The sequence below is a fragment of the Candidatus Poribacteria bacterium genome, from assembly GCA_021162805.1.
Lineage (GTDB): Bacteria > Poribacteria > WGA-4E > B28-G17 > B28-G17 > JAGGXZ01.
This window is the reverse complement of the sequence record JAGGXZ010000064.1, coordinates 18268-41427: the sequence shown is the minus strand read 5'-3', so window position 1 is coordinate 41427 and position 23160 is coordinate 18268. Positions and strand designations below refer to the sequence as shown.

At 55.0% G+C, this 23160-nt stretch carries 22 protein-coding genes; 6 read left to right on the top strand and 16 right to left on the bottom strand.

Annotated features, from left to right (window positions below; translation table 11 throughout):
• Window positions 1–219: 219 nt before the first annotated feature.
• From J7M22_05360 to J7M22_05340, 5 genes are all read right to left on the bottom strand, one after another.
• Window positions 220–1464: an ABC transporter permease gene (locus J7M22_05360; protein ID MCD6506037.1), complete on the bottom strand. Its 1245-nt coding sequence runs from the start codon at window positions 1462–1464 to the stop codon at window positions 220–222.
• The gene (locus tag J7M22_05355; protein ID MCD6506036.1) at window positions 1461–2699 is read right to left on the bottom strand and encodes an ABC transporter permease; all 1239 of its coding nucleotides are present in this window, start codon (window positions 2697–2699) and stop codon (window positions 1461–1463) included. The genes J7M22_05360 and J7M22_05355 overlap by 4 nt, the downstream gene beginning before the upstream one ends.
• A 2-nt stretch (window positions 2700–2701) precedes the next feature.
• The gene (locus tag J7M22_05350) at window positions 2702–4159 is read right to left on the bottom strand and encodes an ROK family protein (protein ID MCD6506035.1); all 1458 of its coding nucleotides are present in this window, start codon (window positions 4157–4159) and stop codon (window positions 2702–2704) included.
• 162 nt (window positions 4160–4321) lie between these two features.
• Window positions 4322–5044: a hypothetical protein gene (locus J7M22_05345; GenBank protein MCD6506034.1), complete on the bottom strand. Its 723-nt coding sequence runs from the start codon at window positions 5042–5044 to the stop codon at window positions 4322–4324.
• Window positions 5041–5877, bottom strand: a complete 837-nt coding sequence (locus J7M22_05340) for a hypothetical protein (protein MCD6506033.1) — start codon at window positions 5875–5877, stop codon at window positions 5041–5043. Before J7M22_05340 ends, J7M22_05345 begins: the two co-directional genes overlap by 4 nt.
• A gap of 179 nt (window positions 5878–6056) precedes the next feature.
• Between J7M22_05340 and J7M22_05335 the strand changes: the two genes are divergently transcribed.
• Window positions 6057–7454, top strand: a complete 1398-nt coding sequence (locus J7M22_05335) for a sigma-54-dependent Fis family transcriptional regulator (protein MCD6506032.1) — start codon at window positions 6057–6059, stop codon at window positions 7452–7454.
• Here J7M22_05335 and J7M22_05330 read toward each other — a convergent pair.
• The 10 genes from J7M22_05330 to J7M22_05285 form a co-directional block, all read right to left on the bottom strand.
• Complete coding sequence (locus J7M22_05330) at window positions 7439–9130, bottom strand: hypothetical protein (GenBank protein ID MCD6506031.1); 1692 nt, start codon at window positions 9128–9130, stop codon at window positions 7439–7441. The two genes, J7M22_05335 and J7M22_05330, sit on opposite strands and share 16 nt — an antisense overlap.
• Before the next feature lie 5 nt (window positions 9131–9135).
• The gene (locus tag J7M22_05325; GenBank protein ID MCD6506030.1) at window positions 9136–9495 is read right to left on the bottom strand and encodes a hypothetical protein; all 360 of its coding nucleotides are present in this window, start codon (window positions 9493–9495) and stop codon (window positions 9136–9138) included.
• Window positions 9496–9591: 96 nt separating this feature from the next.
• Window positions 9592–9918, bottom strand: a complete 327-nt coding sequence (locus tag J7M22_05320) for a hypothetical protein (protein ID MCD6506029.1) — start codon at window positions 9916–9918, stop codon at window positions 9592–9594.
• Between the two features lie 4 nt (window positions 9919–9922).
• The gene (locus J7M22_05315) at window positions 9923–11014 is read right to left on the bottom strand and encodes a Gfo/Idh/MocA family oxidoreductase (GenBank protein MCD6506028.1); all 1092 of its coding nucleotides are present in this window, start codon (window positions 11012–11014) and stop codon (window positions 9923–9925) included.
• A 68-nt stretch (window positions 11015–11082) separates the two neighbouring features.
• Window positions 11083–12132 carry a radical SAM protein gene (locus tag J7M22_05310; GenBank protein ID MCD6506027.1) on the bottom strand — a complete coding sequence of 350 codons (1050 nt, stop codon included), beginning with the start codon at window positions 12130–12132 and terminating at the stop codon, window positions 11083–11085.
• Window positions 12133–12144: 12 nt separating this feature from the next.
• Window positions 12145–12999 (bottom strand): PmoA family protein, encoded by an 855-nt coding sequence (locus tag J7M22_05305; GenBank protein MCD6506026.1) that lies wholly within the window; start codon window positions 12997–12999, stop codon window positions 12145–12147.
• Window positions 13000–13003: 4 nt separating this feature from the next.
• On the bottom strand, window positions 13004–15922 hold the full coding sequence (locus tag J7M22_05300) for a hypothetical protein (protein ID MCD6506025.1): 2919 nt from the start codon (window positions 15920–15922) through the stop codon (window positions 13004–13006).
• A gap of 1 nt (window position 15923) precedes the next feature.
• On the bottom strand, window positions 15924–16604 hold the full coding sequence (locus tag J7M22_05295) for a hypothetical protein (protein ID MCD6506024.1): 681 nt from the start codon (window positions 16602–16604) through the stop codon (window positions 15924–15926).
• An 8-nt stretch (window positions 16605–16612) separates the two neighbouring features.
• Window positions 16613–16948, bottom strand: a complete 336-nt coding sequence (locus J7M22_05290; GenBank protein ID MCD6506023.1) for a hypothetical protein — start codon at window positions 16946–16948, stop codon at window positions 16613–16615.
• 7 nt (window positions 16949–16955) lie between these two features.
• The gene (locus J7M22_05285) at window positions 16956–17333 is read right to left on the bottom strand and encodes a hypothetical protein (GenBank protein ID MCD6506022.1); all 378 of its coding nucleotides are present in this window, start codon (window positions 17331–17333) and stop codon (window positions 16956–16958) included.
• A gap of 122 nt (window positions 17334–17455) precedes the next feature.
• Between J7M22_05285 and J7M22_05280 the strand changes: the two genes are divergently transcribed.
• The 5 genes from J7M22_05280 (at window position 17456) to J7M22_05260 (ending at window position 22220) form a co-directional block, all read left to right on the top strand.
• Window positions 17456–17803: a DUF2007 domain-containing protein gene (locus J7M22_05280; protein ID MCD6506021.1), complete on the top strand. Its 348-nt coding sequence runs from the start codon at window positions 17456–17458 to the stop codon at window positions 17801–17803.
• Window positions 17804–17805: 2 nt separating this feature from the next.
• Complete coding sequence (locus J7M22_05275; protein MCD6506020.1) at window positions 17806–18915, top strand: SLBB domain-containing protein; 1110 nt, start codon at window positions 17806–17808, stop codon at window positions 18913–18915.
• A 61-nt stretch (window positions 18916–18976) separates the two neighbouring features.
• Window positions 18977–19594, top strand: coding sequence for an RNA polymerase sigma factor (locus tag J7M22_05270; GenBank protein ID MCD6506019.1), 618 nt, complete (start codon window positions 18977–18979; stop codon window positions 19592–19594).
• Between the two features lie 14 nt (window positions 19595–19608).
• The gene (locus tag J7M22_05265) at window positions 19609–20223 is read left to right on the top strand and encodes a zf-HC2 domain-containing protein (GenBank protein MCD6506018.1); all 615 of its coding nucleotides are present in this window, start codon (window positions 19609–19611) and stop codon (window positions 20221–20223) included.
• On the top strand, window positions 20220–22220 hold the full coding sequence (locus J7M22_05260; GenBank protein MCD6506017.1) for a tetratricopeptide repeat protein: 2001 nt from the start codon (window positions 20220–20222) through the stop codon (window positions 22218–22220). The genes J7M22_05265 and J7M22_05260 overlap by 4 nt, the downstream gene beginning before the upstream one ends.
• Here the strand turns inward: J7M22_05260 and ftsY are convergent.
• A complete protein-coding gene (gene ftsY / locus J7M22_05255; GenBank protein ID MCD6506016.1) occupies window positions 22183–23154 on the bottom strand; it encodes a signal recognition particle-docking protein FtsY in 972 nt (323 codons plus the stop codon). The two genes, J7M22_05260 and ftsY, sit on opposite strands and share 38 nt — an antisense overlap.
• Window positions 23155–23160 lie beyond the last annotated feature (6 nt).

Sequence of the window (23160 nt, the reverse complement as noted above, 5' to 3'; positions counted from 1 at the left end):
TGGATAAGAGCAGGGCGGCCTACTGGGACGGCAGGAACGAACAGGGAGAGAGGGTGGCGAGTGGCGTGTACATCTATCAGATGACGGCCGGTAAGGAGAGGTTCACCAAAAGGCTCGTGATATTGAAGTGAAAATAGAGGGCCGAACATGAGATGAATCTCACGCGGGGCGCAAAGGCAAGGATTTGCGCCCCGCTCATAAACCGTCTCCGAGTCTGCTTTATCTCCGTCTTAACGCCTCGGTCGGGTCGAGCTTCGCCGCCCTGTTGGCCGGATAGAGCCCGAAGAACAGCCCTATAAAGGCGGATGTGAGAAAGGCCGCTGCCACGGCCCGCATGGAGAGAACGGATGGATAGTTGCTCCCCTTGAAGACGAAGATCGAGACGAGCTTCGCCGCCCCGATCCCAAAAAGTGCCCCGGCCAGTATCCCGATCATACCGCCTGATATGCTCAAAACGGCCGATTCTATCAGAAATTGGAGCAGTATGTCCCTTCTTTTCGCCCCCACCGCCTTACGAAGCCCTATCTCCCAGGTCCGCTCGACGACCGAGACGAGCATTATGTTCATCACCCCTATACCGCCTACGATGAGGGCGATGCTGGCGATTCCACCCAGGAGCCCCTTGATTATGAGCGTAACCTTGCCCACCTCCTTGAGGGCGTCCTTGGCGGTCTCATATTTGAAGGCCACATCGGCGTTCTTATGCCTCCACTTGAGAACCCGCCTCACCTCCTCCAGAGCCTTTTCCACCGTCTCGAAGCTCTCGGCCTGGATGAACATGACCCCGACGTATGGAAAGCCGAACATCCTCTTCTGAACGGTCGTGATCGGCATCAGCACCCATTTGTCCCATCCCTGAGTCGCCATCGTATCCCCTTTCTCCTCCATAACCCCCACGATGGTGAACCTCTTTCCGTTTATCCTGATCTGAGCTCCCATCACATCTCCCCCCCTACAGAGCTCCTCCCACAGCTTGTATCCTATGACGCACACCATCGAGGTGTCCTCAACATCCCTCTCCGTGATAAACCTGCCCAACTGCACCGTCCATCTATGTCCCGGCTGATAGGCGGGGGTCACACCTACCCCTTTGGTTCGCATCGACTCTCCATGGTACTCCACCGTGATGGGGATATCGGTCAATTCAGGCGAGACGTTTATCACGTGGGGGCAGGTGGCCTGAATGAGCCGCGCATCCTCATACTCCAGGAAATCGGGAAGCCTGTTGGGTACGTATTTCCCATCCGGCTGCCTTATCCTATCCCTCCGATAGGCCCATAGCATGTTTGAACCGCCGATCCGCTCGAACTCATAGAGCACGAGCTTTTTGGCGCCGCTGCCGACCGAGACGATCCCCACCACGCCCGCTATGCCGATGATTATGCCGAGCATCGTCAGAAAGGTTCGGAGCCTGTTTTTTCTGAGCGACGAAAAGCCTATGAGTACGGCCTCCGAGATGTTCATTCGTACCTCAAAGCCTCCGCAGGCTCAAGCCTTGAAGCCTTATATGCCGGGTAGAGCCCGAAGAGAAGACCGACGAAAGCCGAAAACCCAACTCCCAGCATGACGGACTGGGGCGAGACTGTCGACGGCCAGCCTGAACCCTTGAATACGAAGAGGTTTATAACCCCTGACATCCCCATCCCTATGAAGACGCCGACCAGTATCCCGATCCCCCCGCCCACCAAACACATGACGAGGGATTCGATCAGGAACTGGAACATGATGTCCCTTCTCTTTGCCCCCACCGCCTTACGTAACCCGATCTCCCTGGTTCGCTCGGTGACCGAGACGAGCATTATGTTCATTATCCCCACGCCGCCCACGATCAGGGCTATGGCGGCGATCCCGCCGAGCATCGACTTTATGATGAGGCTCACCTTTTCGACCGCCTGGAGGAACTGTTTGGCGGAGTTGATCCGGAAGAACTCCTCGCCCTTATGTCTTCTCATCAGAAGCACCCGTGTCTCCTGAACCGCCTGATCCACGAGATCATAGCTTTTCGCCTTACACCAGAAGATATCGACCTGTCTGCCTCCCCTGAACCGCCTTTGAGCTGTGGTGAGCGGGATGAGGATCTCCTCGTCCCTGTCCCATCCGCCTCCGAAGAGCTTGCCCTTCTCTTCCATAACGCCCACCACTGTGAACCTCTGGAAGTTGACCTTTATCTCTCGACCGATCGGGTTGGACTCGCCGAAAAGGTCATGCCACACCTTAACCCCTATGACACAGATCCTCGCCCAGTTGTCCAGGTCGCCCATCGAGATGAAGCGTCCGAAGGCGGTATACCAGTCCTGGGCGGCGGTGAACATCGGGGTAGTCGCCTCGTAGAGCGAGACCCTGGATTTATCCCGATGGGCCAGATACGCACCGTCCATCACCTCCGGGTTAACGCTTTCGACTGAGGGGCAGTTCGCCAGCACGGCCCAGGCATCCTCGAGGGTGAGGTATTCGGTGCTGGGGTTGCGTATCCATCTCCCATCTTTCTGAATCCATCTGGGTTTCTGGACGATGAAGAGGTTCGTTCCGCCGAGCTTTTCTAGCTCGCGGATTATGAGCGTTCTGGCGCCCTCTCCCACCGCTATCATCCCTATCACGGCGGCTACACCTATGATTATCCCCAACATCGTTAGGAAGGATCGGAGCTTATTTCGGAATATTGAGCTTATACCCGCCGATAACCCCTCTGCGATCTTCATCTTCACCCCGAAAGCGCCGCATAATAGGCGGCGGCTACCGCTTGGCCCAGCTCCGCGTTCGTCTCGCCATCCATCCCCTCAGGTGTCCCCATGGGAAACCCCAGCTCAACCTCATCGGCGATCTCCGGCCTTCGCTTTTTCAATATCTCACGGGCTCTCCCGATTATGATCTGACCGAATCGGCCGCTGACGACCCTGCCGTATAGGACGATATGTCTTATGTCGGAGTCGCTGTAGATGTCCAGAAACTCCGGTACGCTTAAACCCAGATACTCGCCGATCTTAAGTGGTATCTCCCTAAAGCCCCGCTCACCCTTCGCCGCCTTGTCCTTGATCTCCTCGAGGAAGATCGCCCTTCGTGCCGGCTCATCGAGCCTCATCCCGAGCTCCTCGGCCATCCTGAAGGCCGCATTTTGTGAGAGGTAGAATATGGCCGCTCCTCTGAACCTATAGTTTCGATGAATGGGGGCGTTCGGATTGAGGTCCAGGACGGCCTTGCCGGTTTCATTCAGTCCTTCGAGTTCCCCTTTTGAGTTCACGCATCCGAACCCCACCCCCGATCCCATGGATATCCCCAGGATTCCCCCTCTATATCTTCCGTCAACCCTGGCCTGCAACATCGCCGCATCGCCGTCATGTATCACGTGAACGGGTTTTCCTCTCAATCTCATCGAGAGTATCTCGCCGAAGAGGGGTATCTTCTCCACGTCCGTAATCCCGCTGAACAGACCGCTTATCCTGATCCTACCTTCATATACCACGCCGGCCGTGCTGAGTCCCACACCGGCCAGAGGCGGCTCGCCGAGCCAGCTCATCAGCTCCTCGGCGGCGGTCAGGACGAAGTTCAGATGCATTTCGATCGATGAGAACTTCTCCGGAGCCCATCGTTTCTTGAACCCCTCCACGAACCGGCCGTTTCTGATATATGCCACCTTGACGTCGGATCTGCCCAGATCTATACCCAGAAATCCGCCCTTCCTAAGCTTCGTTCTGAGCTTAGGCAATGAGGGATCGGGCAGAGAATTGATCTCCTCCCTGTGGCTCATCATCAGGATGAAGGGCTCACCGTAAATCGACTCCATGAATTCGGGTAGATACCCAAATCCGCCTGAGGATGTTCCACCCTCGAACATATCCTTCAGCTTCCGGAAGATCTCTCTCGGACAATCGATCCACACCTGACCGGCTCCGAGGGCTACGGCACGGTTGTTTATGAACGTGGCAAGAGCGAAAGAGGGATCTATCTCCAGGTTCATAAACCTGAAAGACTTGAGGGGGATGGGAATCCTCCTTTTATAAGCTCCAACGCCGGGTTTGTGAAAGGCGAGGTTGACCTCATAGAAATCCGATGGATTCTCACTCGCCATTCGCCGAAAGGTCTCCCAGAGGTCGTAAACCGGAACGATCTGCCATTTCCTCCCCGCAGAAATCTGGCGGCGGAGGCTGTCGCATTCGGGCAACAAGGGAAACCGCCTCCTAACTGCGTTATAGGGCTTATTGCGCGCTCGGGTTTAACGCAACGAACGCTCAACGCGAGTAACACAATAAACTCAAGTAACTGGAACTGGGAGTCAGGAGAGAGCGTGGTCTCTCACTCCTGGCTCCAAATTTATAACGAAGGCTCACCTCTTTATCTCACCCCACGTGATGGGGAGTTTAGATCCCGGATCGACAGCGGCGGATTTCACCAGTGTCGCGCAGTAATATAGGCCATTTTCCAGTAGAGGCTTAGCGGCCTCGAGCTTTCCGGCATCTCTCGTGTCGTAGCATACCTCAACGTAAGCGCCTTTGCCGTAGTGGAGCACGAAAGCGGCAGGCTGATTGTTATCGGTTCTGGTTGCCAGGATCACGAAATCCTTGTCCACGCTGGCGAAGTTGTCGTCAAGCGTGATGGCGTTCATGTCCACCTTATTCGGCTTGGAGAACAGTCCTGACGAGTCACCATCGGAGGTGATCTTGACGGGAGCATCGCCCGTATCCATGATCGTAACGGGATGTTCATCGATCGGGAACCATCCTCCGACCTGATTGCCGTCGGGGTCCTTGAAGTTATTGTCGAAGGCTCCCATCCACACCACGCCGCCGTTTTTGACGAACTCCTTCACGGCGTCCTCTGCCCCTTCCATGAAGTAGCCGTTATCATGCCCCGGCCCGTTCCAGGTGAACCAGATTATCTGATAGTCGGAGAGCTTGATGTTCCCTTTCTCGATCTCCTTGCCGAAGTTCACCGCATCCTTGGTGCCTCTGTTGCCGGGATCTGAGTTGATATGCACCACCTCTAAGGTCACCTCCTCAATGTAGTAAGGGACGATCCCTATCGGACCGCCCCTTCCTGATCCGATCACCTCTTGATCTCCCCCCACGTGGTGGAGAGCTTATCGTTCGGATCGACGGCCGTCACCGCCGATGCCTTCAACGCCGCGCAGTAGTAGAGGGCGTTTTCGATCAGGGGCTTTGCGGGCTCAAGCTTTCCGGCATCCCTCGTGTCTATACACATCCCCACGTAGTATCCGGAGCCGTAGGGAAGCTGCATCGCCGCAGCACCCTTTCCATCCGCCCTGTTGGCCAGAATCTTGTATCCCTTGAGATCTCCGGCGAAGTTGTCGTCGAGCGTGATGGCGTTGACGTCAACCTTGTTGGGCTTGGAGAACAACCCTGAAGCCTCTCCCTCGGGGGTTATCTCCACGTCAGAATCGCCCGTGTTGGCGATCTGGGCCGGAAATTCGTCTACGGGGAACCACAACCCGATCTGATTGCCTTGATCATCCTTGAAGTTGTCGTCGAAGGCGTCCATCCAGATGACGCCTCCGTTTTTCACCCATTCCCTGACGGCGTTTTCCGCTCCCTTCATGAAATAGCCCTCGTCATGGCCCGGACCGTTCCAGGTGAAGTAAATGATATCGGTCTTAGAGAGCGTGTCCTTGATCTCAGCCTCGCTGAGCGTGGAAAGGTCCGTCGCATCCGCCCATCCGCGGTTTCCCTCATCCGTGTTGATCTTGAGCACATCATAAGAGAAGGTGTACCCCTCGATCTTGGTGAGGCTGGTGATGTAGTCGATCTCACCACCCGACTCCACGTAGTTATCGCTGGCTATCACCAGCACCTTATACTCGGCCGATGCAAGGCTCGCAAGGGCGAAGAACACGGCCAAAGCTAATATCAGCACACATCTCTTCATGGTGCCAAACCTCCTTATCGTTGGGACTGTGATTTACCTTAAAGTATAAGTTAAAACCAGTTCGGTTTCAAGTTGATACGAAATTAATAAAGTTGCCCGGAGCTGCCATTGCTGGTATAATAGCATTTAGGAAATTCGGAGGTACCTCAGTATGAGGCAAGGATACCAGGTGGAGTGAGATGGCAAGAAACCTGATTCTAGTCGTGGATGACGATGAGGCACAGAGGAATATTCTGGGTAAGATCCTCGTCAAAGCCGGATATGACGTGGAAAAAGCCTCATCCGCATATGAGGCCCTCGAGATCTTCAGATCCAAACCGATCGATCTGGTGATAACAGACATACGGATGCCGCGGATGACAGGGAGGGAGCTTTTGAGGAAGGCGAAGGAGATCGATCCGGACGTGCCGATCATCCTCATCACCGCCTACGCGGAGCTGGAGGACGCCATAGAGATGATCACGCGCGAAGGGGCCTTCTATTATCTCGTGAAACCCCTTGACGTGGGGAAAATGCTTGAGGAGATTGGCAGGGCCTTAAGCTTGAGAAACATAGAGAAGGGGGAGGAGAGGAAACAGGGGGAGACCCCTCGCTTTGAGGGGATAATCGGCGAAAGCCCGAGGATGGTGAAGCTATATCGCGAGATGGCAAAGGTCATCCTGCGCGGCCCCGATACCGTCCTCATAACGGGGGAAAGCGGCACGGGTAAAGAACTCGTCGCCAGAGCTATCCATCGCTACGGCAGGAGAAAATCGGGAAGGTTTGTTCCGGTAAATATCAGCGCCATCCCGGCCACCCTGCTTGAGAACGAATTGTTCGGGCATGAAAGGGGAGCCTTCACCGACGCCAAAACCAGAAAGATCGGCCTCTTCGAGGAGGCAAACGGCGGAACCATATTCCTGGACGAGATAGGCGAACTGGATGCCAACCTGCAGGTGAAATTGCTCAGGGTGATCGAAGAACGGGAGTTCCAAAGGGTGGGCGGCACAAAGCCGATAAAGGTCGATCTATGTGTGATAGCTGCTACAAACAAAAACCTCGAGCTGGAGGTCAAAGCCGGTAGGTTCAGAGAAGATCTCTACTATAGGCTGAACGTCATTCCCTTACATGTGCCCCCTCTGAGGGAGAGAAAAGAGGATATACCGCTCCTGGTCAACTATTTCCTCGATAGGTTCGCTAAGCAATACAAGGTGGAGCCCAAAACGTTCTCACCCAAGGCGATCTCAGTTCTGAGAAGGTATAACTGGCCGGGGAACGTCAGACAACTCGAAAACGTCGTACATCGCACCTTCATCATGGTCGATTCAAATATGATAGATGTGGACGACCTTCCGGAGGAAATCAAGTCCGAATCGCCATCCTTCAGGTTTGAAACCCAAATTGAGATACCTGAAGAGGGGATATCGCTTGAGGAGGTCGAAAGGCAGCTGATCCTCTCGGCCCTGAAAAAGGCAAAGGGAAACCAGGTGGAAGCCGCAAGACTCCTCGGGATATCACGGAGAAGGCTCCAGTATAGGATGGAGAAATACGGGATCAACGGCAAGCTCTTTAAAAGAGATAATCAGGACGGACGGTAGATCAACATCACCTTCCCCTCTTTCCCCTCCATCCATCCCATGATGAAATCCAACCGTGCCTCAATAAGATAGCTCAACACCCCCTCTCTGAAGGCCGATTCGAAGAATCTCCTCCTCGAGGGGGAAGAGGGAGACAGACTCAGGATATCCTGATAGGTCAGATCCTTTTTCAGTTTCACCCTCGCTCGAACGCCGCTCGCAAGGTAATTGATCGAGCCCAGCTTGCCGTGTCCGGATACGATCAGATCGCTCAGATCATAAGGTGAATCGTTCACAAGTTCCACCTCATCTCCGGCGATCCTTACGCTTATCCCACTGAACTCCCCAGTTGATTCGGCATGAAGCGAGACGCTTGAAAATGGATCAAGGCTCATCTCGATGATGTCCTCATCCGGGCGCAGGAGGAAGGAAGTTTGAGAACCCGCCGTCGGTGCGATCGCCCTACCCTTCAGCTTTAATCTCACCCTGGACTTGAAGCTCGACGAGAGGTTGATCCACTCCGATTTAAAGGCCACCTCTTCCCCCTTATACGCCCTGAGAAGCGCGAACCTTCGAAGTTCAACCCTGTTTCCGAAAATTATCTGGATTGCAAGGACGAGGGAGGTAAGAAGTGAGAGGATCAGGAAAGACCTTAATCCCCTGCCGAACAAGGCCAGAAGTGAGAGGATCACGACATACGCTCCCAGATACAATGAGAGGATCAGGAGAATACCTCGCCCTTTTCGACGGCTCAGGGTTGAGGTCACCTTCCGCTGGAACCTATGCTGTGGATCGTATACCCTGTAAAGTTTAACAGGTGGTCGGCCATATGCGATCAGCCTCTTCCAGAACCTCTCCCCCTCTTGGGGTGAAACGAAGGATGAGGAGAACGGGTCGAAGGCGACATACATAAGCACCCCGTCGCCGAACCCCTTTGAGATTATGAGGGGGTAAGGGCTCGGATGCAACGTCCTCAAAAGAGTCCCGCCTTTTGGCTCCACGTCGGCGATCTCCAATTCCCCGATGAAAAGGGACGGCATCCTTATAGTTATGGGTTTCGAGTCTCTCTTAACCCGTGCCGGCGTCAACCCTTCCGTTTCAAACCCCTTACATGTTATCAAAGTGCCGCCTGAGGCAACCCATCTTCTGAGTTCCCTGATCTTATCCTCGTCGGAAAGATAGGAATGGAGGAAGATCAGATCGACGTTGGCGAGCCCCATCGTCCCATCGATCCGTTCAGGCGGGATGGTCGCCGCCCTGACGATCTGATTCCTGGCGAGCGGCGATCTATCTATCGATATGACCTTACCATCTATGAAGCTCAGATCCTCACGCACATCCGAGACCAGGAGGATGATCAGATCCTGCTCCCTCAGCGGATAAAGATCGGCCTTACGGGTGATGAGCACCTCGCCGCTTTCATCCTCGATCTCCACCTGAAGCCGAGAGGGGAAGTTAGGGGACGGCAGGTTCAATCTGAGAGCGCGCCTGGCATAAGGTGGGATACGCACCTCGGTCAAAGCCGCTACGTTCTCCCCCTCGATCCTCGCCCTAATTCTCCCGTTAAGCGGTTCGTCGCCCGTTTCCACCAAGATCAGCGTTTCAACCCATCCACCCCGCTTGCACAGCCCATCGATCCCCGCCTCCAACTGAAGGTTCAGCTTCGACGGGGCACAGAGGATGCCCAGGAGCAGCATCCAAATCATCCCATCTCACCGATGAGTATCCTCTCCAGTATCTCTATATCCTCCTCTGCCTCCTCCTCATTCATGAACCCTATAACCGTCCCACAGACGCCCTTTTGTGAATACGTCCACCTGAGCCACTCCTCTATCCTGTTCTCATCAAATCTCCCCGAGGCAAGGGGTTTTATGGCGATAACCGGCTTTGTGCTCTGGGCCACCGCCTCCAGCACGACCTCCTTAGAGGGGTTCATCAGAAATCCCATCCTGTTGACCGGTATGACGAACAGTTGGAAGTCGTAACCGAGCTCCTGGGCCAGCCTCATCCTCTCCCCGTTGTGGCAGGCTGTTCCGGGGATCATTCCGGCATCTCGGATCACCTTGGGGTAATCCTCCAGCCCTTTGAACTTCCCCTCCTCGATCGGCCATCTGTCCAGCCATCCGCCGTGGAGACAACAGATGGGTGTGTTGACCTCCTAGGCCATCTTAAGCTGCTGAGCCGTTTCATCTTTAGGACCGATGGTGGTCGACACAAAGAGCATCCCCTCGCCCGATAGGTCCTCGGCGGCCTTTATGGCGTCGACCAATTTGCGCTGTATCGGTCCGAGCACCCCCTTCATCCCCCGCTCCATGCAGAAGGCGAAGAGCTTTCCGATCTTGACGGGCGTGTCGTAGTATCTGCGTATCCAGGCGTCTCTACCCCGGCTCGTGTGGGAATATCCTAACAGGCTGTTTATACCTATCAGAGCTTTGGGGATATGAGCGCCTTCAACCTGGAACGTCGGAAATGTCGAGCCCCCCATGATATCAACCCCTCTTCCAGAGATCTATCGGTTTCTCGGCGTCGGTGGTGAACGGGAATTCGACCTTCTCGCCGGTCCCCGCCGACTGATATGCCGCGAAGATCACCTCCAACACCGCCCTGCCGTCCTCGCCGGTCACGAGCGGCTCTTTATCGTTCAGCACGCAGTCCACGAAATGCTCCATCTCCTGAGGAAATCCGTAGTTCCACGCCTCCTCGTATATCGTGAAGGACCACCCTACCGTGGTCGACGCCTTTTCGACGGCGTAGCCGTAACCCCGTTCGCTGAAGGTTACGATGGAGTTGCCTCTCAACAGATCGGCGTAGGCCACCCCTTCCGATCCATAGACCTCGGCTTTATCGTCCATCCCTCCCTTTTTGGCCCAGCTCTCCTCCGCGAGACAGGTCACCACGCCCCAATCGGTTTCATAGTTGACTATCACAAGGCTGTTGTCGTCCCCCCGTGTTTTGTCCTTGTGGACATATATGTCCATCTCGGCGTAGACGCTGAGGGGCTTGGGGTTACCTCCGAGCATCCACCTGAAGAACTGTATCGCGTGACACCCCATATCCATCGTCACCCCGCCGCCTGAGAGGTCCACGTTCCAGAACCAGGGGGAATGCGGGCCGTCGTGTTTCTCGCTCTGCTTGATATGGTAGATTTTCCCCAAGGCGCCCTCATCCACGAGCTCTTTCAGGCGCACGTATTTCGGCGTGAAACACAGTTCCTCGGCGTACATCAGTTTGACGCCCGCCTTCTTGCAGGCATCTATCATCCGATCGGCCTCTTTCAAGTTCATACAGAGCGGCTTTTCGCACACGACATGCTTCCCGGCGGCCGCGGCGTCCTGGGTTATCTGCGCGTGGACGTAATTGGGGGCTCCTATGACGATCATATCCAGCTCGTCCATCTCCAGCATCTTGCGGTAATCGGTGAACCAGTTCGGTATGTTATGTCTTCGGGCGAAGGTTTTAACGTGTTCCTCTGTCGGTGAGGCGACCGCTATCACCTCGGCCGCGGCCACCCGCTTCAGAGATTCGATATGTATCTCGGAGACGAACCGTGAGCCCACAAGACCCACTTTAACCTTCCTCATGGATTCACCTCCTGAGAATTCGGCCTTCAACGGTCAGCCTTCGATATATAGACCGTTGACGGCGGACGTTATTGATCCATCGGCTGATATCTATCGTAGATCTCCTCCGGGCCGAACGTGCCCGGGAAGAAGGGTCTCAGGTATTTTCTGACCTCCCAACAGAGATTGCATTTTTGAGGATATCCCTTTCTGGGCTTATAGCCGAATTTGACGGCCAGCTTGAGCAGGCCGAAAGGGCCCTCCTCATATACGATCCTGATGATCTCGTTGTCGGTGAATCCCCTTTCCATCATATCGGGCAGCGGGATCTGATTGGCGTTGCCTATGATGATCCCGCAGCAGGTTTGGATGTTGCCGTAAGGATCGATATGTATCTCCCACATCTCCTGAGGGTCGAACTCTTTCCAACAACTTTTCTCACCTGAGGTTCCCCCATGCCATAGGGTGTCCTTCACGAGCTCTTCGATCGGCCTATCGGGGAGAAACCTAGCCAGCTCCTCGCCCGCCCTGCCGACAAGCCTTGGCGTGTGTTTGCGCGTGTATTCGGCGAGCAGAGCCTCGCTTCGCCCTATCTCAGCCATCCTCTCAAGCTCCTTTCTGGAGGGGGAGGCCACTATGACGTTCTCCTCGCCGAATATCTCCACCGCCCACCGATATGCCCTCTCAAATCGGTCGGGGAGCACGAAAGCCTGATGATACGGACTGCAGCTTATATACATCCCTCTTACCCCGGCCTCTTTCAGCTCCTCATATCGTTTTCTGGCCATATCATCGTTTACGCACCATGATGCGTTCGTCTCGATGAAATGCGGCGATACGCTCTCCTTTTGAGCTATCTGACATATCTTGAGCACCTCATCGTAATATATCATCGGCTCGCCCCCCGATATGTGAACCACCCTGTCCGTGGCGCGCAGCTGTCTTAGAAACTCAACGCCATCCTCAAGTGAGACCCGAATGGAGGGTTGATCCGGCGAGCAGTTGAAAAGACAATGCTTGCAGGAGATCGTGCATTTGTACGTGAAAAGCAGGCTCGCCACATGTTTTATCCCTATGGCGCGGGCGACTCCTACCTTCGAGATTACCTCATCAACGGGCAAACTCTTAAGCTCTTCCATCTGTTAAATCCCTCACTCTTGGCGGAATTCTTCGAAGAGATCTGCGAAACGGTCGGGGTCGGCCTTGCCCGAGTGGACGAAGATCCTGTATTTGACCTTAAGGCTTTCCTTCGTTCCGAGCTTCATGCCCTTCCTCAGGAAATGAGATGGGCACATCCATCCGTCGTTCCGAACGTGCCAGTGTGGAGGGTGATCGGGGTTGTCCGGGTGGTCGAACAGCGCCAGTCCGTTCCATTCATCGGGCGATATCGGCCCCGAATAATCGCACCACTCGGCCCGTTTCCAGAAGATCTCCTCCTCGTTTCTCATACCCTCAGAGTTGATTATCATCCCTCCGCCGTCGTTGACCGTCATGGTCTTGGCAACTCTGACCCCTAGAAACCCAAAGGGGGTTTCCCCGAAGGTCAACTCGACGGACGGTATAAACTCGTGCTCTAAATCGATAAAGAACTCCCGCGTGTCGGCCATGAACTCCACACCAACCGTCCGTGTTTCCCTCAAGACCACATCCCCGTCCGGATTCACCCAATCCACGTGAGCTGTGAGAAAGCTCATCAGACCCCCATCGAATATCTCTGAGACGTATCTGTGAACCTGTTTCCCGGCATCGGGCGAGTTCTGCTCCCAGAAGTTCACCCCGTTCACCTTCTGGTGTCCGAGCCAGATAGAGAGATGATGGTTGTGGCCGTGTGGGTCATGCGGATGGCCTATCCGGGTGACATATCTGCCTGAAGGACCCACGACGGGAAACAGAAACGGCCTTGAGCCAAATGGGTTGAAGACATATCCGACCAGCTCCTCGCCGTTAAAGGTGAATAAAACCTTATCCGGATGTGGAACAGCCTGTATCAGGGGAAAACCCTTCATATCATCACCTCTCCAGAACGGCCTTCTTCAGGCCCTTTGATCTCCCATCCACCTGAAGCGAATAGAAGTAAACCCCACAGGGCAGTTGCTCACCTCTATCGTCCCTCCCATCCCACATCGGTGCTCTGGACTTCTCGATATACCTCCCCGGCTCCAGGTACCCCATATCTATGTGCCTGATAGCTCTGCCGTTCAGATCATAGATGGTGATCGTCACCTTTCCGAACTCGCCGAGCGTAAACGGAAGCCATGTTTCGGGGTTAAACGGGTTGGGATAACATTGCAGAAGCTCCGTCAGCTCGACGACCGGCTTTGCCGGAGCGGCCTGTTCCGTTTGTTCGCCGAAATGTCTCCCCACGAGAACCAGATCCAGCACGTCCACCCTGCCGTCCCCGTTCAGATCGGCCTGAGCCGAAGCCCCGCCGAAATTCCTGGCGACCAACACCAAATCGAATATGTCCACCGTCCCATCGCCGTTGACATCCCACGGAACGACCTTTGGCGACTCAAAATCGGGCGAATAGCTCCATCCGCTCGAAAGCCCCGCTCCGTTCACCGCCCTGACGCGGGCGCGATATGTATGGCCCGGAGCGAGATCAAATTCCGCCTCAGTCCCGTTCACCCTCTCGTTCAGCACAAGTCCCCGCGAAAAATCGGTCGAATCAACTTCAACCTGCACGTCATAGCCGGATATGCCGCTCAGATCCTCGACCGGTTTCCAGGTGATCATTCCTCTCATCTCGCCCTTAACGGGTTGTATGCCGATCCCATCCGGAGACGGGGGAGGAGAGGAATCCACCCTGAAGCTGAAATGCGACGCTCCGCTCCAGTATCCCAAAGCGGAATACGCCCTGGCGTGAAACCACCATATGCCGTCCGGGAGGTTCAAATAGGCGATCGTATCCCTGTAGATATCCGCCTTCTCATCCGGCGTTGTATCGGGTGATCTGTCCAGCACGATGCTGAAGGTCTGAGAACGGGATTCCAGCTTCAACGTCACATTTCCCGTCGGATACCATCTGTCCCGATCCGGATGGGTTGGGGAGGTTATGAGAGGAGGTGGGAGCGGAGACCTATCGACTATGATCGGGATCGGCCCATATGATTGAGCTTTGGCTCCCTTCGGATCGGCGGCGACGGCATAGATGTAATACCTGCCATCGGGCAACCCCATCTTCACGGGCTTCCAATCGTAGCCTTCCCCGGTCAACCCTGATGCTATCAGCGTCCCGGGCGGCGTCCGGTCGGTATCATAGTAGAGAGCTACAGAGACGGGGTCTCCGTCCGGATCGGAAACCTCCCAGGAGATGTGAACCCCATCGGATGTCACGGTCAGCTGGGATGGGGAGGTTATTCGGATGGATGGAGGTTGATTTAGATCGAGCTGAACCCCGTTTGAGGCGAATATCTCGACCAGAGCGTCGTAGTTCTCAAACCCGTATTTACGCCATCCCTCGACTATATCCAGTATGCTTTTGGGATGATCCGCGGTGAATATCTGCCAGAGCTGCCCGAACATATCGCTTATCCGGTCGTCGTCCACACCGGGCGTGGTATCAATGCTTTGAGGTGTGTCGAAGATATCCCAGAGGATACTGGCCACCGATCCCTCAACTATCGCCCCGTTATCGTTGATCCCCTTGCCGTCAACCGCCCCTGTCCACCATCTGTTGGTCTCGATATTCGGGAGATCCGCGTTCACATATCCCCTGAGGTTAAAGGCGCTATCTTCGACGGCCGACTCCACGAACTCCGCCCATCCCTCGTTCATGGCAAATCGCTCGTCTGAGACGGTGTAAACCCAGTGTGGTCTATCGGCAAACCGCTCGGATATCGGAAGCTCGTAGAAGTTAAACCCATAGGCGGCGCTCATGACCGAATGGCCGTATTCGTGAAATAAACCCACCTTATGCCACTCCTCGCCGTAGGGGATGTTCATCCTCTCGGAAACTATCTGACCCGATAGCTGATTGTAGGAATACGAGTAGAAAAGGGTATCCCCCTCAGACGGATAAAGCACGGGCAGCTTCCTGCGCGACCATCCCACCTTCTCCAGGAAGAAGTCATGGACTTTTTGAACCTCATTGAATATCGCCCCTAGCCCTCTGTTGGGGTGGTTTTCGTCCAGGATGAGATTTATCTCCACATCGCCGTCGGGGGCGTTCCGAACCACCTCGGAGATGATCTGATAGATCTTGCCGGATCCGTCCTCGATCGAGAGGATCGCGTTGTCGAAGGTGGCGAGGATATAGACGTCAAGATGCGTCCCGTCCGCCTCGCGGTTGGAGACGGGTGGGAATTCAAACCTCCCATCCTTATCGGTGACGGTTTCACCCAGTTTCGTGTCGAGGAGCATGTTCGAATCGAAAAGCTCCAGTGGAAGCCCTTTTATCGGCATAAATTTGCGCTCGTTGTCGTCGTAATATGTCACCCTGCCGAATACCTTCAACGTGTCGGGCTGCTGGGGGGTGACGGAGGCCAGCTCGCTTCGCACGAGCGCCCTTTCGGGAAGATGTACGACGCGTGAGACGCTTGACCCCGAATCGTCAACGTGTAGAGATATCGAGAAATGCTGTCCGGATGGGTAGACGATCGCCTGAATGGGGTATTCGCCGGGACGCGATACGGCGATGACGGCGTTCAGCGAGGTTTCACCCCTAGGCGGGAGGTAAACCCGATCAAAACGGCTCCGCGAGAGGAACTTCACGCCGTCGGGAGCCACGAGGATCACCTCGGCGAAGATAGGATCGCTCAGGCTAGACCTCAGCTCAAGCGAGAGCGTCCCCTCTCCGCCGAGACGGGGCAGACGTGAGACGGTAAGCTCACCGTTAAAAGGCTTATGATAGACCCGGGTGGCGAACGACGTAGCCGACAGGATGAAAACCAGAAGGAGAAGAAGGGATAAAAATCGAAAATTTCGCATCTCATGGATTCCTTAAACCTTTTATATTCGCCCATACCGTCGCCACTTTGTCGCCCAATTGAACGGCAACCTCCTTGTTCAGGATTACGTATTTGACGAGCCGGAACTCGTCCGAACCGCCCTTTTCCATAACGATCCCGACCTCCGGGGCGAGCCACATATAACCGGTTGATATCTTGAGGAGGTTGATGTAGTAATCCTGTTTGATCCTCAGACAATCCCTGAAAAAGCCGGCCGGAACCTCGATGTTCTCCACCCCCTCAACCGTTGCCCTGCTGACGGAGTTTATCGCCAGATCGCCGAGTTTCGTCGTTCCGGAAATCATCCATGTCTGTCCCGGGAAGAGCTCCTTAGGGAAGAAGATCTGAGGCGGATCGTAGTTGAAATCCACATCGCCGAAGAAGGTCTTGACGTGGGATTCAAGGAGCTCTATTCCGGATTCCGCCTCTCTTATCACGAACGTGTCGGCCTCGTCGTTGGTCTGGCGGGTTAGAAGGTAGACCCCCTCCTCCTCTCCGTAGCGCTCCAGCTTGATCAACCTCGTCTTGGGGTTATCCGGATCGGTGTTTTTCAAAACCCAGCGGTTGCCATCGGCCAGGGGGTAATAGTCGTGCGATAGAGCGGGGACGGAGGGGAGGAGGATAACAAAGGTCATGAGGGTGAAGGACATGGCATATCGCATACATCACCTCACATGAAGATGGCGAGCAAATAGCCTATCAAAACGCCTATCGCTATGGACGTGATGAGGCCGCTCACCACCAGAACGATAACCCCTATCCCTGACCTATCCTCCCTCTCATCCTCCTCCTGCCAGAACTCCCTCTCGGACTTGGATCTTCTCTTCCTAACCGGTCTCGTCACAAGCGGTTCCGCCGGGGATTCACCCTCCTTTCCGAGGATCCTCCTTTTTATCTCCTTCTCCTTCCGGAGCCTTGCGTCGGCTACTTCGCCGAGCCATATCTTACGACGATGTTCCCTTATCTTCTCCAGAAGTTCCCTCTTTTCCTCATCTTCCAGCGGCATACCCCTCTCACCCCTCCGCTTTCTCAATTACGACTTTGGTGCCGCTTTTAACCTTTCTGAACTCGTCGGGATCTCCCAAGAGTTTGCCGATTATGTTAACCGGGCTGGCTGCCCTTATCTCATTCCCCCGGCTCGCAGGCGTTCTGCCGAAGAAGATGCAGAAGGCCGTTCCAGGAGGCCAATATCCGAGGGTTCCCTTTGAGACCACGTCGTTGGCGTCAGGCTCTAACCCGGCCTCAACCGGTATTGAGAAGTAGATCTCGTCACCCCATCTGCTCCCCCTGCCCTCTATCGGCAGAGCCTTCAGGATCTTCTGAGCGGTGGGGGAATCGTTCAGTTCGGCCTCCATCGACACGTCGCCGGCTTTTATCCTTACCCTGGCCATCTCTCATCCTCCCTCGGTTTTGTAATAGCAAGTATATCACAATGATATCCTCGATGCAAGTTGACTCGGGGAGGTTTTGATGCTAAACTTTTCACGTCCGAAAAACGATATGGAGGAACGATATGCCTTTCTGTCCGAAATGCAGATCTGAATACGTGGAGGGAATCAAGATCTGCCCCGAATGTAACGTGGAACTCGTGGAGAAGCTGCCCGAGGAGAAAATCGAATACATCCACTGGAAGGTCGTCAGAAAAGTGCCCAACGAGATGGTGGGGAATATGCTCAAGGCGCTTCTCGAACAGGAGGGGATAAGGGCCGAGGTGAAAGGACTGACGATCCCTTGGTTCGACGGCATAGAGGGATCATCATGGTCTGAATACCAGTGGGGGGAGCTCATCGTTCCCGAAGAGCAGCTCGAAAGAGCGAGGGAGATCGTGGAGGAATACATGCGAGGGGTAGAGGAAGGTTGATCATGCGTAGGGATCTCGCCCCCATCCTTTCATGTCTTATTATCCTCATGATGAGCTCAGCCGCGTTTGATGGTTTCGCCGAGGAGTATAGGATCAAAGCCGGGGACACCCTCTCCATCTTCGTGCTCGGCCATGAAGGATATAACCTGACCATACCCGTCAGGGCCGATGGGAAGATCTCCTATTTTTATGGCGATCTCCAGGCCGCCGGTCTAACGGTGGAGGAGCTTTCGGAGAGGATAAAGGGGAGACTGAGGTTCCTCAAAAACCCGGAGGTTCTGATCAGCGTTCAACCTGTGGGAAACGAGATCTTCGTCTTCGGGGCCGTGCGAGTGCCGAACAGATATATCCTCCGATCGGAGAGGATCTCCGCACTCAAAGCGATCGCCATGGCTGGGGGATATGATGAGGAGAAGGCTGAGCTCGAGTCGGCGCTGATCATAAGATCGAACGGCGATATTGAGAGGATCGACCTCAAAAGGATGCTCGCCGGGAAGGGTATGATGGCCTATCTCTCCCCCGGCGACAGCCTATATGTGCCCGAGATGAAACAGGTTAAGGTGAGCGGATATGTCATACAGCCCGGCTCGTATAGGGTCAAAGGCCCCATCCCACTAGCGTCGGCTCTCGCCATGGCGGGCGGACCGATCCAGGGCGAGGCGAACCTCAGAAAGGTGATCATCTTCAAACCGGATGGGAGCGAGGAGGAGGTGAGGATAACGGACGAGTTCTGGTCGAGCTCAAGCCCTAAACTTCACCCCGGCGAGACGCTATATGTGCCCAGCGCTTACAGATATGATGAGGTGAACATCCTGGGATACGTCAGAAATCCCGGATCATACAGGGTGAAGAGGGAGGTCACCCTCTTCGAGGCGCTCGCCCTCGCCGGCGGCGCCTTGGATAAGGCCGACCTCGGCGGCGCACGGATAATCCATCCCGACGGGAGGATAACCGAGGTGAACATCAAAAAACTCTACGAAAACCCCGACACATCGATCAAGCTGTATCCGGGCGATACGCTGTATATCCCAAGGGGGTTCGAGATCAACTGGGCTATGATCTTGACCCTTCTTTCGGTCATATCCACGACCATCACTCTTCTGAAAAGGTAAACTCATCACATCGAGAGGGCGTTACACGATTTTGGCTGTGGCCCTCGAAGAGGCCCACCGGATGAAAAAGGGTAAAAAGGAGAAACTTCTTCATATCGAGGAATTCCCGGAGGACGGGGAGCTCGTCGAGAGAATCAAGCAGGGCGATGAGAGGGCTTTTGAGATCCTGATGATGAAGCACAAGCGAAGGGTGTTCATGATCGCGTTTCACAGCACCAAAAACTACGAGGACGCAGAGGATATAACTCAGGAGGTTTTCTTCCGGGCCTACAGATCGATACCCAACTGGGAACCCAGAGCCAACTTCTCGACCTGGCTCTATAAGGTCACGACCAATCTGTGTATAGACTATCATAGGGCCAGGATACGACGGAGGATGGAGTCGGTGGATGATGAGGAGTCGAGGTTGCCCGAGCTGAGGGCTGAGGATCTGGCGAGCGATCCGGAAAGGGTGGCCGAGGAGAATGAGATCAGGAGGCTCATAAACAAGGCGATCGAGGAGAACCTGTCGGGCAGACAAAGGGACGCCTTCATCCTATACCACTACGGCGGGCTTCAGGTTAAAGAGGTGGCCGAGGTGCTCGGCGTCGCCGAGGGCACGGTTAAAATGCACCTCTTCAGGGCCATGACAAAACTGAGAAAAGCCCTTAAACCCCTGAGGGATAAGGGCGAGATTTGAAGGCGGGGGCCGAAATGAGCGATTGTCGAAGGATCAAGCCGCTCCTCATGCTTTACATATATGACGATCTCTCCCAGGAGGAGAGAAGAAGGGTCGAGGAGCATGTGAGGATATGTCCCAGATGCGCAGGGGAGCTTGAGGAGATGGAGGAAACCGCCTCTTTGATTCAACGGGCCGTCTCGATCGAGATGGACCTCGCATCGGATCGGCTTGAGGATCTGGAGATGAAGGTCTATCGAAAGGCGGCGTGGCAGGCGGTGAGGGAAAATGATAGGGTGAGCCGGTGGCGGGCGATATGGCGTCCATGGGCTCAGATCGCCTCCGCCGCTGCCGCTTTAGTGCTGGGGATCTACATCGGTTCCTCATATATCTCATCCTTACATCCGCCTCGAAATCGACCTCAGATCGTTCAGAGGCTTAACCCCGATGAGTGTATCCGCAGGAGGCTCCAGAGGTTCGCAGATGAAAGCGCGATGAGAAAACTCGAAAACGCGAGGGTGATAAACTACATCCGCGGCGACTCTTGGTCGGCATGGGGGGAATATCAACAGGTCATACATGAAAATCCCGATAGCTACCTCGCAACGGTGGCTATGGAGGAGTTGGCCCAGGCGGGATATAAGCCATGATACGTAGAACGACCTTGGCGCTGATCCTCATCTTGGCCGTTGGTTCCATCGCACGCTCAAGCGATGATACCTCTTTCGATGAGGGGATCGCCAACCTCATAGATTCCGGCCGATATGACGAGGCGATCTCCAGGCTCCAATCCCGCCTCAAATCGATCAAGGATAAGGAACTGGCCGCCGATACCCTGTTTCAGATCGGCGATATATACTATAAATACCTTCACGATTACCCCAAAGCTCTTGAGGTATATCGCAAAATCGAGAGGTTGAATGATGGGAAACCGGGGGAAACCTATGTGGCACTCGCCAGAATGCTCGAGGCGGAGGTTCTCTGCAGAACCGGCAGGTTTGAAGGGGCGATCAGCATCTATAGGGATATAGCACGAAGCTATCCCTCCGGAACCCTCTATCACAGGGTGGCCCGCCAGAAATATCTCAACATACAAAACGCCCTTAAAAACCTGAGGGAACAGCAGAAGATGATAGGGAAGGTTCAAGGCACACCCCTCGAGGTGCAGCTGCATCTCCAGATGGCGGAGCTGTTCAAATCCGACCTAAATCGTCCCGAGAGGGCAATCCAGGAATACAAGCTGATAGCCGAGAGATTCCCCACGAGCCCTGCCGCTCCGGAATCGCTGTGGTGGATCGGTTACCTCTACGCCTCGCTGAACATGCCCGATAAGGCGATCTCGGCCTACAGGGAGGTGACGAAGCGATATCCTGCCAGCAAGTTCGACGCTGAGGCCATCTTCCAGATGGGCAGGCTCTATATGTCCCTCGGCGACTACAGGGACGCAGCAGACGCCTTCGAGAGGCTTATAACGACCCGACCGGCCTTCTGGAAATTACCGGCAGCCTTCTATTGGCTCGGCCTGTGTTATGAGAAGATGGATGAATACGACGAGGCCATCGATTCGCTTAAGACCTTCACGAACGTCTACCTCAGCCGGCGGGAACATATCATCTGGGCCGGAGATATAGGCAAACACAGCGAACCCAAGCTCAAGATAGAGACCGAGGTGACGGCTAAGATCCGACAACTTGAGCTTAAGCTGCCGGAGTCCCTCTGGAGAAGGGCATCCACCGCCATGAAGGAGGGGAGGTTCTCACAGGCGGCGGAGCTGTTCAGAAGGCTGATCAGCCTCTTCCCGGATAGCTCCTACTCCGCCAATGCCCTCTCGATGCTGCCCAAAGCTGAGATGATGGCTGAGGTTCAGGAGTGCCGCAGGATAATAGATCGAAACCCGGATTCAATCGCCTCGGCCATAGCACATTTCAGGATAGCCGAGCTCTATGAAAACGACCTCTCGGATTACAAACAGGCTTTGAGGGAATACCAGGCGGTAACCCAAAGCGGGGATGACCTGTGGAGGGCAAAGGCGTTTTACAGGATGGGGATGATCTATCAGGAGAGGCTGAAGAGATACGAGGAGGCGGTCAAGATCTTCAAGAGGATCACGGATGAGTTCCCAAAGACCGAATACGCCATGATGGCTTACTACCAGATGGGAGAGCTCTATCGCAAACACCTCAACAGACACAGGGACGCTCTGGTGGCATACTCGGAGATAGCATCATATCCGCCGCATACCAGATACCTCGGAGACGGTTTCGTAGATAGCCTTGTGGACGCGGCCAACTTCAGGATCGGAAGAACCTACTTCGAGAACCTACATGATGTGAAGGACGCCCTCAAGGTCTTCCAGGAGCTTATCAGGTCCAACCCCAGATCCCCCAGGCTCGCCGCCGCATATGTGTTCATCGGGATGATATACGAACAGCAGGGGAAGATATCCGAGGCGATCGACGCCTATCAGAAGGCGGTCGATAAGATCCTGGAAAGCCCTATACAGGCGAGAATGCTCAGAGAGGAGACAACTGGGCTTAACCTCCAGACGGAGGATCAGGCCGAAATCGCCAGAAAGATCATGGACAGGATAAACACCCTCAAGGCAAAGCTCAATCGAAGAGAGCCTCCACGAACTCACGGGCGTTGAAATCCCTCAGATCCTCTATCCCTTCCCCCACGCCGATCAGCTTGACCGGTATCCCAAGCGTGTCCCTGACGGCCAGGACTATCCCCCCTTTGGCCGTTCCGTCCAGCTTCGTTAAGGCGATGCCTGTGACGGGAACCGCCTCGTTGAAGGTCTTGGCCTGCATGATGGCGTTCTGACCTGTGGTGGCGTCCAACACCAACAGAACCTCATGGGGCGCGCCGGGAAGCTCCCTTCCCATCACGCGCGCTATCTTCTGAAGCTCCATCATCAGCGGCTTTTTGGTGTGCAGCCTTCCGGCCGTATCGACGATCAGAACATCGGCGTTCCTCGCCTTTGCCGCCTGAATCGAATCGAAGACCACAGCGGCCGGATCGCCACCCTCGGCGCCCTTGATCAGCTCCACGCCGGCCCTCTGACACCATATCTCAAGCTGGTCGCTCGCCGCCGCCCTGAAGGTATCGCCGGCGGCGACCAGCGTCTTTAAACCCTGGCCCTTGAACCTTGCCGCCAGCTTGCCTATCGTGGTGGTCTTACCAACCCCGTTGACGCCGAGTATCATTATGGAGTAGGGTTTGGCCCCGCCGACGTCCAACGGCCTGTCCTCTCCGAATATCCGGAGCATCTCCTCCTTCAAAATCCCTATCAGCTGCGATGGCTCCTGGACACCTCTCTCCTGGACCGTCTCCCTGACCCTCTCCATCAGCTTCAACGTGGTCTCGACTCCGACATCGGCCTGGATGAGAACCTCCTCTATCTCCTCCATCAGCTCCTCATCTATCCTGGTCCTGCCCTGAATTATGGAGCTCATCCTGCCCAGTATGTTCTGCCTGGTTTTGGAAAGACCATCCCGAAGCCGATCGAAAAGCCCTTTTCTCCTTTCAGCCGCCTTCCGATCATCCCGTTCCCTCTTTCTGCCGAAAATTCCCCTTAACATGAAGGT

Coding starts and splice junctions, on each gene's coding strand:
- J7M22_05285 (MCD6506022.1), bottom strand. CDS start 17,333: ATGGCCAGGGTAAGGATAAAAGCCGGCGACGTGTCGATGGAGGCCGAA.
- J7M22_05360 (MCD6506037.1), bottom strand. CDS start 1,464: ATGAACATCTCGGAGGCCGTACTCATAGGCTTTTCGTCGCTCAGAAAA.
- ftsY (MCD6506016.1), bottom strand. CDS start 23,154: ATGTTAAGGGGAATTTTCGGCAGAAAGAGGGAACGGGATGATCGGAAG.
- J7M22_05315 (MCD6506028.1), bottom strand. CDS start 11,014: ATGAGGAAGGTTAAAGTGGGTCTTGTGGGCTCACGGTTCGTCTCCGAG.
- J7M22_05295 (MCD6506024.1), bottom strand. CDS start 16,604: ATGCGATATGCCATGTCCTTCACCCTCATGACCTTTGTTATCCTCCTC.
- J7M22_05340 (MCD6506033.1), bottom strand. CDS start 5,877: ATGAAGAGATGTGTGCTGATATTAGCTTTGGCCGTGTTCTTCGCCCTT.
- J7M22_05290 (MCD6506023.1), bottom strand. CDS start 16,948: ATGCCGCTGGAAGATGAGGAAAAGAGGGAACTTCTGGAGAAGATAAGG.
- J7M22_05300 (MCD6506025.1), bottom strand. CDS start 15,922: ATGCGAAATTTTCGATTTTTATCCCTTCTTCTCCTTCTGGTTTTCATC.
- J7M22_05310 (MCD6506027.1), bottom strand. CDS start 12,132: ATGGAAGAGCTTAAGAGTTTGCCCGTTGATGAGGTAATCTCGAAGGTA.
- J7M22_05260 (MCD6506017.1), top strand. CDS start 20,220: ATGATACGTAGAACGACCTTGGCGCTGATCCTCATCTTGGCCGTTGGT.
- J7M22_05330 (MCD6506031.1), bottom strand. CDS start 9,130: ATGCTGCTCCTGGGCATCCTCTGTGCCCCGTCGAAGCTGAACCTTCAG.
- J7M22_05280 (MCD6506021.1), top strand. CDS start 17,456: ATGCCTTTCTGTCCGAAATGCAGATCTGAATACGTGGAGGGAATCAAG.
- J7M22_05335 (MCD6506032.1), top strand. CDS start 6,057: ATGGCAAGAAACCTGATTCTAGTCGTGGATGACGATGAGGCACAGAGG.
- J7M22_05355 (MCD6506036.1), bottom strand. CDS start 2,699: ATGAAGATCGCAGAGGGGTTATCGGCGGGTATAAGCTCAATATTCCGA.
- J7M22_05270 (MCD6506019.1), top strand. CDS start 18,977: ATGAAAAAGGGTAAAAAGGAGAAACTTCTTCATATCGAGGAATTCCCG.
- J7M22_05305 (MCD6506026.1), bottom strand. CDS start 12,999: ATGAAGGGTTTTCCCCTGATACAGGCTGTTCCACATCCGGATAAGGTT.
- J7M22_05275 (MCD6506020.1), top strand. CDS start 17,806: ATGCGTAGGGATCTCGCCCCCATCCTTTCATGTCTTATTATCCTCATG.
- J7M22_05265 (MCD6506018.1), top strand. CDS start 19,609: ATGAGCGATTGTCGAAGGATCAAGCCGCTCCTCATGCTTTACATATAT.
- J7M22_05320 (MCD6506029.1), bottom strand. CDS start 9,918: ATGGGGGGCTCGACATTTCCGACGTTCCAGGTTGAAGGCGCTCATATC.